At 58.6% G+C, this 12,583-nt stretch carries 9 protein-coding genes; 5 read left to right on the top strand and 4 right to left on the bottom strand.

The genetic code is table 11. The annotated features are described in order from the left end of the window. Positions 1-335: 335 nt before the first annotated feature. A complete protein-coding gene (locus tag ACH79_RS42525; protein WP_161856091.1) occupies positions 336-1,448 on the bottom strand; it encodes a hypothetical protein in 1,113 nt (370 codons plus the stop codon). Positions 1,449-1,463: 15 nt separating this feature from the next. Here ACH79_RS42525 and ACH79_RS42520 point away from each other — a divergent pair, with 15 nt between their 5' ends. Next, on the top strand, positions 1,464-1,820 hold the full coding sequence (locus tag ACH79_RS42520; protein WP_161856090.1) for a hypothetical protein: 357 nt from the start codon (positions 1,464-1,466) through the stop codon (positions 1,818-1,820). A 389-nt stretch (positions 1,821-2,209) separates the two neighbouring features. On the opposite strand, the gene ACH79_RS42515 is transcribed toward ACH79_RS42520, so the two are convergent. The 3 genes from ACH79_RS42515 to ACH79_RS42505 form a co-directional block, all read right to left on the bottom strand. Continuing rightward, positions 2,210-2,359: a hypothetical protein gene (locus ACH79_RS42515; protein ID WP_161856089.1), complete on the bottom strand. Its 150-nt coding sequence runs from the start codon at positions 2,357-2,359 to the stop codon at positions 2,210-2,212. 27 nt (positions 2,360-2,386) lie between these two features. After that, complete coding sequence (locus ACH79_RS42510) at positions 2,387-3,370, bottom strand: glycosyltransferase family 2 protein (protein WP_202639148.1); 984 nt, start codon at positions 3,368-3,370, stop codon at positions 2,387-2,389. 161 nt (positions 3,371-3,531) lie between these two features. Further along, entirely contained in the window at positions 3,532-6,645 is a 3,114-nt protein-coding gene (locus ACH79_RS42505; RefSeq protein ID WP_161856087.1) for an efflux RND transporter permease subunit, read from the bottom strand. 296 nt (positions 6,646-6,941) lie between these two features. Here ACH79_RS42505 and gspG point away from each other — a divergent pair, with 296 nt between their 5' ends. The 4 genes from gspG (at position 6,942) to ACH79_RS42485 (ending at position 12,572) form a co-directional block, all read left to right on the top strand. After that, the gene (gene gspG / locus ACH79_RS42500; RefSeq protein ID WP_161856086.1) at positions 6,942-7,427 is read left to right on the top strand and encodes a type II secretion system major pseudopilin GspG; all 486 of its coding nucleotides are present in this window, start codon (positions 6,942-6,944) and stop codon (positions 7,425-7,427) included. Positions 7,428-7,562: 135 nt separating this feature from the next. Continuing rightward, on the top strand, positions 7,563-9,599 hold the full coding sequence (locus ACH79_RS42495; RefSeq protein WP_161856085.1) for a hypothetical protein: 2,037 nt from the start codon (positions 7,563-7,565) through the stop codon (positions 9,597-9,599). 163 nt (positions 9,600-9,762) lie between these two features. After that, positions 9,763-11,196: a hypothetical protein gene (locus tag ACH79_RS42490; RefSeq protein WP_161856084.1), complete on the top strand. Its 1,434-nt coding sequence runs from the start codon at positions 9,763-9,765 to the stop codon at positions 11,194-11,196. 5 nt (positions 11,197-11,201) lie between these two features. Further along, a complete protein-coding gene (locus ACH79_RS42485; protein ID WP_161856083.1) occupies positions 11,202-12,572 on the top strand; it encodes an oligosaccharide flippase family protein in 1,371 nt (456 codons plus the stop codon). The last annotated feature ends 11 nt before the right edge of the window (positions 12,573-12,583 follow it).

Below are 12,583 nucleotides of genomic sequence, written 5' to 3'. Positions count from 1 at the left end.
TAATACCCCGCAAGGTGATGCAATCAATTCGGCCGAATACGGTAACTCGAAAACAACCATAGTTTTTCGCAGGCCATTCGCAATGCAACTCGCGCGTTAAGCTTGATAGCCGCGGAAAAAGTTAAATCGGGAACTTTGCGCTGACGCTTGTGCGATGCTTCGCCCGATATTGGCGCGCCAAGGCCTCTAAAAACCTCGTCCTGAGGGGGCCCGCGAGACGCGGGCGTCTCGAAGGATGTAGGGCCACGGACGGGGCCGCATGGTTCGAGACGCTGTTTGCGCTCCTCACCATGAGGGGCTTGTGACGCCAGTAAGGTTATCCGAACGATTTCGGCTCATTTGGAGGACGCCCCAGGTGCTCCACCGACGTTCGTACGCCAGGGCCAGGTCGAAAGTATGCGCTCGGCGTCGGCTTCGAGAAGTTTTTGTTTCGCGACGACTTCCTCCTTCACCGCTCTTAGATCTTCGTCCTGATAGAAGAAATCGGAGCAACGTGAATTGTAGTCGTTTGCAAGCGCGTTATAGGCGCGGATGTCTTCGGGACCTCGAACCTTTTGCTTCACGACACGCAGCCGCTCCTCCTGAAAACGGCAGTAACGGACGTATTCTCGCGCGAAGCGCTGGCCCTTGCCGACGGCAGGAAGCAATTCCGGCTCCGCCTTCGCCTCGGGCGGATTGGGTGCTGGGGCGACGGAGGGTGCCACTTCTCCGTCGAAAGCCCAATACGCAACCAGAAACCCAAGCATGATCAGCAGCGCTGCGGCCGCTAGCGCAGCCTTTCTGGCATGAGGGAAGCCGCCGCTCTGCGTCGGCACTGCAAGGCCCGGCTCGTGCACGATGGCAGTCGAACCGGCCTGCAGCATTTCGCGCAGTATGTCTCCGACTTTGGCGAGGCGTGCAGCCGCATCCGGGATTGACCCGAAAGCGACGAGTACGTGATCCAGAACCTGCTGTGCCGTACGGTAGTGCCGTCGGCTGCTGAGTTCGCCGAGCAAGCCGAAGACGCGATCAGGTGTGACGTTCGTTTCGCCGTCGCTGAACCCCTGGTGTGCGTCGAGCAACAACAGCGGTTCGCACAGCGACATCCAGACTTGCAGCGCGTCTGCCAATCTCTCAATCGACGATGCGTCGCTCGGTTGTTGTTCCAGCGCTTGGCAGGCGCTGTCGACCTGCTGATCGGCGTTGACGCGCACTTTCGCAGTCGCGTGCCGATAGGCTTCCAATAGCAGCGAATGCCTTTGGATGAGCGTCGGTTCGCGGGTTGCGAGGATCCGGTGCGTGGCTTCCAGCAGCGGTTCTGCGGCTGCTTCGATCGGATCGTAGGCCTCGATAACGGCCACGCAATGCGCGTCCAGGAGATCGTCCAGCCCATCCCTCACGCTCGCCAGGGAGGGCGGAGGCCAACCGGCGCGATTCCGGAGCGCCTGCAGGGTCTGATAGATTTCCATTGCATCGATGGAATTGTGCGCGTCGATCAGGCCAAGGAGCAGTTCGCTGGAGGCGCCGTGCCGCACCGCATGACGCGCAATGAAGTTGGCCGCCGAGAGCGGCGCAAACTGGGCCGATGTTTGCAGGATGTCGTCGTCGGAAGCATCGGCGGGCCGTTCGATGTAGAAGAGGTCAACGCGATCGGGCGTGCTGCCGAGGGGATAGGAGAGCTCACTCGCCAGACGTCGGACCGGGTCCAAAATCGCCGCAGATGCCTCCGCCAGACTCTTCTCCGGCGCGATATGCATCTCGCGTGCCCGGCCGAGGGCGGACTGGATTTCCGATGCCGTTGCGCCGGGGTCGATTCCGAGGAGACGGAACGGCTGAGCTGACGGATCAAACCCGGAAGGCAGGACGTTGTTGGCCGAATTGATTGCCATATCTGGGATACCCGACCTGCTCTCGCTGGCACAACCCTGTGGAATGGTTACGACGAGCCACTGGTCGAGATGGTTGACACCACGTCGAAGTCCTTTCTGAGCCGCGCGCCGATCTCTTGCACCGGGAACGCCAGAGTCCGCGATCGATACGGAGGCCCGCTTCCGGCCGAATCGTCAGCATGGCGTTCCAGGGGTTTGACCCATAGACCGTAACGACAAATCCGCGAGCAGGGCAACCATCGATGGAGCGCAGTGACTTCATGATGAGGCCAGCGATTTCATCCGCATTGCGAATCTGTTTGCCGATCGCGCCGGTGGGCGGGGAGGGCTGGGTGTCCGGATCAGCCGATTTTGGCTACGGCTGGCGACGCGTCGAGCGCGTCTGGCGACGGTTGTTCGGAACGAGCTTCGTTCGCAATGCCCTTCGGTATGGCTGCGACTTTTTGGGCAAACTCTACCAGGCTCCGATCAATCTCATCGTCGACGGACATAACGAAATCCCGGATCGGGTTCGGAAATCACGAGGTTAAGGCCGGATTCTTGACGTCGATCACCTTGAAGCCTTTGAAAAACACGCTGTGCCGGATTGAATCGGAAAGGTGCCGCGGAGGCGTGGTATCTTCCTTTCCCGTGAGAATGACCCGCAGCCGCCAGAGCGACAGGCCCGCAATTCTGCAGATGTCGACCATGGCCGCGTAGAATGCGCCGTAGTTCTTCAGGAAGTGGCGCCTGCGCGCTTCCAGGAGATAGGGTGGCAAACGCTTCGGTTTGCTGTTCACGCCGGTGGACTGACCGACGAGGTGCACCACACGGCTTGCCGGAACGTACCAGGTCGGCCATCCCTGCTTCCTGGCATTGAAGCAATAATCGATGTCGTCGAAATAGGTGAAGAAGCCTTCGTCGAGCAATCCCGTCGCTTCCATCGTCTCGCGCCGGATGATCATGCTAGCGCCGGCAACCCAATCGGTTTCGAACGCGTAATCGACCACAGGAGGAGCTACGATCCAGCGGTCTAGCAACCTGCTCACTGGCCCAAGCTTCAAGCTGCCTTCGATTTCTCCGAGCGGTGACTGAAAGCGGAATGCGGAGCGCTGCGGAGTTCCATCGGGATCTTCGAGCCGGCTGCCGGCGACGCCGACATGCGGATTCTGGTCCATGAAGTCGACAAGTGCCTTGAAGGCGTTCGGGCGGACAATCGTATCGGAATTGAGCAACAGGAAATATTGGGGCTTGTCGGCAGATTCCAGCGCCGGCCGCAGAATCGCATTGTTGCCGCCGGTAAAGCCGAGGTTTACGTCGAGCGCCTTGAGGGTGCACCAGGATGACCAGCCATTGTCCTCGATCGTCCGCCGGATGAGTTCGGCGGAACCATCTCCCGATCCATTCTCGCAGATTGCGACATGGACGCCGGGGACGCTGGCGATTTCCTTTGCGACCGAGTGCAGGCAATCGATCGCAAGCTGGGTGACGCGATAGTTAACAATGACGACGAGCAATTTCACGGGTGCGAGACCAGTTGATACAAACAATCGGCGATCATTAATCTTGCGGACGGGAAAAGAAAAGACGTCTTTCGGGCTCTTGTTTAATGCATTGGGATAAACGTTAAAGGCGGCCATTGTGCCCGCGGGGCGCACCGGCCCGTTTGCATTGCGTTGCAGGCCTATCGCAATGCCGATGGAGACGACGTCGATATCGGCGAAAGCGTGCCGCGGGATCGCAGTTTTTGGCGCAGCCGGTCGATCAGGAGATAGATCACGGGCGTCGTGTACAGCGTCAGGATCTGCGAGACGAGCAGGCCGCCGATGATGGTGATGCCGAGCGGCCGGCGCAGCTCGGTGCCAGGCCCGGTGGCGATGACCAGCGGAATGCCGGCAAACAGCGCCGCCATCGTCGTCATCAGAATGGGACGGAAGCGGGCGCGGCATGCCTCGAAGATCGCATCCGCCGACGACAGGCCGCGGTTGCGCTCGGCATCGAGCGCAAAATCGACCATCATGATACCGTTCTTCTTGACGATGCCGATCAACAGGATGATGCCGACAAAGGCGATCACGGTGAGCGGCGTATTGGTCACCTGCAGTGCCAGCAGCGCGCCGAGGCCTGCCGACGGCAATGTCGAGATGATAGTGATCGGATGCGCCAGGCTCTCATAGAGCACGCCGAGCACGATATACATCGCGACCAGTGCGCCGAGGATCAATAGCGGCTGCCGGCCGCTGGTCTTGTTGAAATCGCCGGCATTGCCGTCAAAACTGCCGCGGATACCTTCCGGCATGTGCAATTCGTCGACTGCGCGCTGAATGTTCGAGATCGCGGCCTCGATCGGCACGTTCGAGACGATGTTGAAGGATACAGTCGTCGACGGGATTGACTGGGTGTGATTGATCGCCAGCGATGCCAGGCCGCGGTCATAGCGGACTACGGCAGACAGCGGCACCTGCGCGTCGTTGGCGCCCGCCACGAAGATGCGGTCGAGATTGGCAGGGTCGCTCTGGAATTTCGGGTCGATCTCCAGCACCACCATGTACTGGTTGCGCTGGGTGTAGACGATCGAGATCTGCCGCTGCGCGAATGCGTTGTTTAAGGCGTCATCGATGTCCTTGACGCGGACCCCGAGCTTAGCGGCGGCATTGCGGTCGATGATCAGCGTGAGCTGCAGCCCGGCGGCATCGCGATCGGTGGAAATGTCGGTAATGCCCTCGACCGTTTCCATGCGCTTGGCGACGATGGGGGCCCATTTCTTCAGCAGGTCGACGTTGACGCTCGAGACCGTGTACTGGTAGTCGGAGGAGCTGCTTTGACGCCCGCCGGCCCGAATATCCTGGGCAGGGAACATGTAGAGCCGCACACCCGGCATCGTTTCCAGCTTCTTACGCAAGCGATCGATCACGATCTGCGTGGTCAACCCGGGTCTCTCCTGCGGCGGCTTGAGGCTGATGAAGAACAGTCCCCGGTTTGCGGTCATGCTGCCGAGGATTGAGCCGACGCCAGCGACGGCGTTGTCGGTTTCGATGGCATCCTCGAGCTGTTGCTGAAATCGGGTCATCGACTGGAACGAGGTGTCCGATGAAGCCTGCGAAGCACCGACGATGAGGCCGCTGTCGTCGAGCGGGAAGTAACCCTTCGGGATCTTGATATAGAGCACCACCGTCAGCGCGATCGTGGCAAAGAATACGAGCAAGGTCAGCAACGGGAAACCCAGAACAGCCCGAAGGGTCCAGGCGTAGAAGGCGACGATGCGCGACAGCGTGCCCTCGACCATGCGGTCGAACCGGGTCGCGCGATCCGATGTGGCTTCCTTGATGTAGTGCGCGCAGATCATCGGCGTGATCGTGAGCGAGACCAGGGTCGAGACCAGAACGGCAAAGGTCAGCGTTAACGAGAACTCGCGGAGTAGCCGGCCGGCGATCCCATCCATGAAGATCAGTGGCGTGAAGGCGGCGATGAGGGACAGGCTGATCGCGAGGACGGTAAAGCCGATCTGCCTGGCGCCCTCCAATGCAGCCGGATAGGGCGCCATACCGCGTTCGAGATTGCGATACATGTTCTCGATCATGACGATGGCATCGTCGACCACGAAACCGACCGAGATCGCGAGCGCCATCAGCGACAGGTTGTCGATTGAGAAGCCGGCGAGCCACATCCCGGAGCAGGTGCCGGCCAGCGCCAGCGGCACCGAGACGCCGGCCGCAATCGTCGGCGTCAGCCGCCGCAGAAAGGCGAACACCACCACCATCACCAGGAAGACGGCCGCCAGCAGCGTGAACTGCATGTCGAGCACGCTGGCGCGGATGGTGCCGGTGCGGTCGACCAGCGTCGATATCTCGAGGCCGGCGGGCAGCCATCGCTTCAACTCCGGCAGCAAGGCCTTTACGCGGTCGACGGTGTCGATCACATTGGCATCGCCCTGCTTGGTGATCTGGATCAGCACCGCGGGCTGCTTGTTGAACCAGGCGCTCGAGCGGTGGTTGCGGACGGAATCCTCGACCTCGGCGACATCGGCGAGGCGGGCGAAATTGCCGGCCGAGCTCTTGATGATGATGTCGCGGAACTCGGCCGCGGTGCGCATTTGCCGGTTGGTGGAAATCGTCTCGCTCTGGTGGCCGCCGTCAAAGATGCCGACGGGCCCGAGCGGATTGGCGTTGATGATGGCGAGCCGCACGTCATCGGTTGCGATACCGGCGTTGGAAAGCGCCACGGGGTTGAGCGCGATCCGCACCGCCGGCTGATCGGCGCCGGAGACGGTGACCTCGCCGACGCCGGGCACCTGCGAAATGCGCTGTGCGATCACGGTGTCGGCGACGTCATACATCGCACTCGCGGGCAGCGTCTTCGACGTCAGCGCCAGCACGAACATCGGCGTCGCCGACGGATTCGCTTTCTTGAATCGCGGCAGCGACGGCAGGTCACTCGGCAGGTCCGCCAGCGACGCGTTGATCGCCGCCTGTACGTCGCGCGCGGCGCGGTCGATGTTGCGGCCGATCGCAAACTGCAGCTGGATGCTGGTAGAGCCGAGCGAACTGGTCGAAGTGATCTGTTCGATACCCGCGATCTGGCCGAGCCGTCGCTCCAGCGGCGCGGCAACGGTCGCCGCCATTACCGCAGGATCGGCGCCGGGGCGATTGGCGAATACCCGGATCATCGGGAAGTCGACGTTGGGCACCGCCGAGACCGGGAGGAAGACATAGGCGACCATGCCGACCAGGAAGAGCCCGATCGCCAGCAGCGTGGTTCCAACCGGCCGGCGGATGAAGGGCTCGGAAATCGAGGCCATGCTCAATCTCGTCCATGGCGCCGGCAGAGCGGGCGCCGCATGTGATGCTCCAGTCTTTCGAAATTGCCGGGGTCCTGGATTAAATCGCAGGCCCGGATCGTGTTGTTTAATTTGATATTTACCAGACCGCGGCCGCCTCTCAATAAGCCCTTCAGCTATTATGCCGAGCTTTCCCGATATCCGTTACTTGACGTTGACCGTCTTCCTAGCGGGTTCCATTCGTAAACTCTTTGGACACCAGCGCACAACAGTATCGTTCCCGGAAATTCACGAAGATGAATTCAGGGGCGATCAGGATGTTGGCAAAGATACTGGACAGGGGACGACCCCGTGTCGGAAAGCCGTTCCGGGGTGGGGCATTGCGGTCTCGCGACCGTAAAAATGCGGGCTATACGCTGCTCGAACTGCTGGTCGTGATGGGTATTCTGGCGGTACTGACGGCAATCGCGACGCCGCAGCTGATGGGTTATTTTGGCAAGGCCAAGACCCAGTCGGTGCAGCTCCAGATCGAGAATATCGGGACCGCGCTCGAGCTTTATTATATGGAAAATGGCGCCTATCCGAGCGCCAGCGCCGGCCTGAAAGCCCTGGTCGAGGCGCCGCCGGAGGCGCCGCGCTGGAACGGCCCGTATTTAAAGAAGGCGAAGAACCTGCTTGATCCGTGGGGGCGGCCCTATCAATACGCCGTCTCCGATGGCCAGTACGAGGTCTATTCGCTGGGGCCAACCGGCAAGGCCAAATCCGCGAGCGCCGGCACGGCGCCGACGTTCCGGGGTGGTTAACGGGGCGGATTTAATGGTTTTGTAAGTCAGACTAGCGTGGATGACGCGGCCTGCGGTAAAATCAGATCGGTCGCGTAATCAATCGTCTTGGAATTTATCTTTAACCGATGATTGGACCTGACTATGACGTCGAGAATGGACCGCAGAACATTTCTGCAAGGAGTGAGCGTTGCTTCCCTGACGTCGATGCTGCCGGCGAGCGCGATTGCTGCGCCGGTGCCGTTGGCTGCGCCGATGAGCGCCAGGGTGTCTGCATTGGTGGCGCCCAAATTCAATGGCGGCCGCTCGCAGGTCAATTTGAACTTCCTTCAAGGTGGCGGGGACTATCCCTTCCTCAATTGCCTTAAGAATGCGCAGAGCTGGGCGCTGCTCGACAACAGCGGTTGGCCCGATCCGAGCACGCTGGACAGTGACGGTTACCCGACAACAATCACCAACAAGGGGGTCTACACTGTTTTCTTCGTGCCCTCCCAAGCGGCGCGGCCCGGTAACTACGTGATTACCTGGAGTGGCAACGGTACGATCCATTGCGGAATGAGCAACACTCCGGTGAGTGGAAGCAAGACCAGCACAGGTGGGGCTGGTCGCTACGTTTTTTCCACGACAGACACACGTTTCGTGGTCGGTATCTCCGCAATAGGCAATCCCCGCATCTCCAATCTGCAAGTTTTTCATGCCGCAGATGAGGCTGCCATCAGCGCCGGCCAAGTGTTCGGCGCGAAGTTCAAGCAACGCCTGATTGAAGCAAATTTTGGTGTGATCCGATTCCTGAATTGGCAAGCCGGCAATACGACCAACGTGACGACATGGGCAACGAGAAAACCAGTCTCCTACGTCTTCTACGCTGGTTCAGAGTTCCGGCCTTCACTCTATGCAGGCATGACGACCAATACCGGAAGCGCTTATTCGGCTCAACTTCCGGGATTCAAACTCGCCGACAAGGCGACCGTCATCATTAAATTCAACGTCAGTTGTAACGGGCCATGTACATTGAATGTGAGTGAGACCGGAGCCATTCCCATTCTCAATGCGTACTCCGGTCCGCTTTCCGCAGGGTCGAATTCTTATCCGATCGGCGGCACCTGGCAAAGTCTCGCAACGCTTGTTTTCGATTCGGTGCTCAATGCCTGGATCAAGCAGGGAGGGGACATTGATCGCGGTAGCGCGGGCATCAACAATGGTTGCCCACCCGAGCTGATGGTGCGACTCTGCGCCGAGGTGGGCGCTCACCCCCACTTTGTGACGCCGCCGCTGGCTATCGATCCGGCCACGGACTACATGACCAGCCTCGCAGCATATTGCAAAGCAAACGGGCCATCATGGATGGTACCGCGGTTTGAAGGTCCCAACGAGCTCTGGAATTCAGCCGCGGGATTCTACTCAACGGGCTATGCCAAAGCCAAGGCGACTGCATATGGCTGGGGCGTCGACGTTCACAACTGGTACGGAAAGGCAATGTCGGTTCTGGGACAAGCGGTAAGCTCCGTCTATGCCGACGATCGCACCAAGTACCATGTCATTTGCGGCGTGCAGACGGCGCTCGGGCATAGTTCAGGAGGCGCCAGTTCTAGCAATGCCCGACTTTCATCATCGAAGTATCTGGAGCAGTCATCTCCGCCGCAGGCGCCGTACAGCAAGACGCCCGCCTCGAAGTGGGTCACCCATGTAGCCTGCGCGCAATACATTACTCCGAGCGAATACAAGACCGCGCAAGAGCAGACCAATGCGGAGGCGTTTGCGGCAGGGGACTCGGCAACCAAGGATACGATCGCGTCAGCCTATGCCGCGACTGTAATTGGCGGAACCGGGCCGTTCACCGTTTCCAACGTTGCGAAGATGTATGCAAATTGGAAGATTTGGGCCAAGTCTTTCGGAATTAATAAAATGTGTGGATACGAAGGAGGGTATTCTCCCGATTATGGTGGATCGGCGAGCGTCAACGCTCTTAGAGCAGCGTCAAAACAGTCTCCCGTGCTAAGCACAGCAACTGCCCAGAACTATGCCAACTTCATAGGTCTTACTGACGCAAGCTTCGTTGCTGAATTTCCCTCCTGCTTCCAGCTCTCTGGGCGTGCGCCTTCGAATAATGCCTGGTCCGTCCTGGAGGACGTTTATCAGACCACGACGCCTCCCCAGTGGGCGGCCATTGTTGCCTTCAACAAACAGACGTGACGGAGGTCACATTCGCCCACTTGCCTAGCCTCTTAGGGGCTGCAATTTCTGGTCGGTCCGACAACCTGATTGTCGGGCTAGATCATTAGCCCGCTTTCCGCTAGGTCTGCGACTGCTGAAGCTGGCAAGGCTGGCTTATCTTCTGCCGGTTTGGGAAACGCTAATGGAAGTCGGCGGAGCAAATTGGATCGCCCATTTAGCGATTGTCGGCTGGCCGTTGGTCGCGCTTGTACTATACAAAACCCGTCCGCCGGTAGAGGCAACGGCGTGGACTGTCCTCGGCGCGTTTCTCTTTCTGCCGATCCAAGCCTTCCTGAAAGTTCCGATGATTCCGGCGATCGACAAGGGATCTGTCGGCAGTCTTGCTGCAATATTGGGTAGCCTTCTTTTTTTTCCGCGAGATCGGAGATTCGCTAAGCTTGGTGTCGCGATCGGCGCACTGATCGCGGTGTACATCTGTTCACCAGTCGTTACGTCTATCCTGAATGGAGATTTGATCGTGGCTGGCCCCCGGATCATACCCGGTGTGGACTACTACGACGGCATCTCAGCCTTGCTGAGTCAATTGATTCTCTTTTTTCCCTTCCTTGTTGGTCTACGATTTCTCTCCCGCCCTGAGGATATCGAGACCTTATTGAGAGCCTTGGTCGTCGCGGCTCTGGCCTATTCACTATTGATGTTGCTCGAAGTTCGACTCAGTCCGCAGTTGGCGACATGGATCTACGGGGTAGTGACTCCATTTGCCGTTGAAATGCGATACGGCGGATTTCGCCCCGTCGTGTTCACGAACAATGGCCTGGTAGCTGCATTCTTTCTCGCCACTGCGGTTATTGCATCGGTTGCGCTCTGGCGTACCAAAATAGCCATTGGCAAATTGCCTCCGGCCGGTATCAGCATCTATCTCGGCGGGGTACTGGTCCTTTGCAAATCTGCGGGTGCGCTCATCTATGCTATGGCCATCGGAGCGTTGGCTCGTTGGTTCTCACCAAGAGCACAAATGCGCGTGGCGGTCCTGCTTGCGTCAATTGCCTTGTCTTATCCGCTTTTGCGGATAAATGACCTCGTGCCTGTCAGCCCGATATATCAGGTCGCTGCGGCATTCAATCAGGAGCGCGCCGACTCGCTCAAGTTCCGGTTCGATCAGGAAGACCAACTCCTCGCGCATGGAGCTAAGCGTTTCTGGTTCGGCTGGGGGAGGTACGGCCGAAATCGTGTATACGATGAGTATGGCAAGGATCTCAGCATAACGGACGGGCAGTGGATATTGGCCTTTGGCCAGTTCGGCTTCGTCGGTTTCGTCGCGCAGTTTGGCCTGCTGACGTGGCCTGTCTTCAAAGCGGCTCGCAGCTTGCGTTTTCTTCGATCTCGACGCGAGATCGCCCTGCTTTCCTGTTTGAGCCTGATCGTCGCCGTTACGGCGGTGGAGCAGATTCCGAACGCGTCGATCAACCCTTGGGGCTGGTTGCTTGCGGGAGCCTTGTTGGGCCGAAGCATGACTGCGTCCAAGATGGCGGCGAGGGGTCAGGGAGTAGAGGCAAGAAACGCGGTGGCGGTTCCGGAACGCCTGTTCGCTCCGTCCGCATTCAAGACGCAGTAATTCGAATGTCATTTGCCGAAACGCGAACGCTGAAGCAGCGAGTATTGGCCGCTGGTAGCTGGAGTCTGGCCGGCTATGCATTCAGCTACGCGTTTCGGCTTGGCAGCACTTTGATCATGACGCGATTGCTGGTTCCGGAGATGTTCGGAATCATGGCGATTGCGACGATGATTTCGGTCGGCTTAGCAATGTTATCTGACTTGGGGTTAAAACCAAGCGTTGTGCAGAATTCCCGAGGAAGCGACCCCTCATTTCTGAACACAGTTTGGCTATTACAGATTTGTCGCGGACTAGTGCTCGCCGGCTGTCTGATCTTGGTCGCCATCGGGGTCGGATTTGCCGGTCGCCTAGGTGCGATCCCAACTGGAAGTGTCTATGAGCATCCAAGTCTTCCTTACGTCATCGCGGCGCTTTCATTAGCCGTCATAGTAAATGGCTTTGAGTCCACAAAGACGCTCCAAGCAAGTCGCAATCTGTTGCTGGCCCGAATTACAGGCCTTGAGATTGTCTCTCAAATCGTCGGCTTTGCGGCGATGGTGACCTGGGCTATTGTTGACAGATCAATATGGGCTTTGATTGCCGGTGGTTTCGCGTCGACCTTGACTAGAACGGTTTTGTCGCACACAGCGCTTCCGGGTACTTCAAACACGCCTCAGTGGAATCGCGCAGCCTGTGCCGAGATTATCCGGTTTGGTAAATGGCTCTTTCTATCGTCCGCCTTATACTTCGTCGCGACAAACGGAGACCGGATTCTTCTTGGCGCAATGGTTGATCCCGCCACCCTTGGCGCGTATGCGGTCGCCTTCCTCATGTTCAGTTCGGTCGACCAAGTCCTCACGAAGATGGTTGTGGATGTTTCCTTTCCTGCCTTGAGCGAGGTGGTTCGCAGTCGCCCTATCGATCTCAAGCGCTCTTATTACCGGTTTCACCTGGCTATAGCATCAGCTGCTTATTTTTCCGCCGGCTGCCTGATGGTCTCTGGCGAGAAAATCGTCTCGGTCCTTTACGATGCGAGATATCAGCAGGCCGGGCCAGCACTGCAGATATTGTCGGTCGCCCTGTTAGCCTATCCGTTTCGTATAGCCACGCAGACGTTTCTGGCGCTGGGGCTGGCCAAGGTGTATTTTCAGCTTCACCTCATCAGGATTGTCGTTTTATTCTTGGCGGTCCCATTTGGCTTTAATTTTCTGGGATTTCCTGGCGCGATCGGAGGCGTTGTACTTTCGTACTTTTCGAGTGTCCCTCTCACTTTGATTTATGCATCGCGGGCAGGCTTGGTTGACATCAAGAGAGAGCTGCTCCCGGTTCCCGCTGCGTTGTTGGGGGCGGTTTGCGGATGGATGCTTAAGCATGGCATCGTTAACTTCGTTCACTAACCAGCTAGAGC

It is taken from the genome of Bradyrhizobium sp. CCBAU 051011, assembly GCF_009930815.1.
Taxonomy (GTDB): domain Bacteria; phylum Pseudomonadota; class Alphaproteobacteria; order Rhizobiales; family Xanthobacteraceae; genus Bradyrhizobium.
Note: the sequence above shows the minus strand (reverse complement) of the source record. Positions and strands in the feature narration are given on the sequence as shown.

Coding starts and splice junctions, on each gene's coding strand:
- ACH79_RS42525 (WP_161856091.1), bottom strand. CDS start 1,448: ATGGAAATCTATCAGACCCTGCAGGCGCTCCGGAATCGCGCCGGTTGG.
- ACH79_RS42515 (WP_161856089.1), bottom strand. CDS start 2,359: ATGTCCGTCGACGATGAGATTGATCGGAGCCTGGTAGAGTTTGCCCAA.
- ACH79_RS42505 (WP_161856087.1), bottom strand. CDS start 6,645: ATGGCCTCGATTTCCGAGCCCTTCATCCGCCGGCCGGTTGGAACCACG.
- gspG (WP_161856086.1), top strand. CDS start 6,942: ATGTTGGCAAAGATACTGGACAGGGGACGACCCCGTGTCGGAAAGCCG.
- ACH79_RS42495 (WP_161856085.1), top strand. CDS start 7,563: ATGGACCGCAGAACATTTCTGCAAGGAGTGAGCGTTGCTTCCCTGACG.
- ACH79_RS42490 (WP_161856084.1), top strand. CDS start 9,763: ATGGAAGTCGGCGGAGCAAATTGGATCGCCCATTTAGCGATTGTCGGC.
- ACH79_RS42485 (WP_161856083.1), top strand. CDS start 11,202: ATGTCATTTGCCGAAACGCGAACGCTGAAGCAGCGAGTATTGGCCGCT.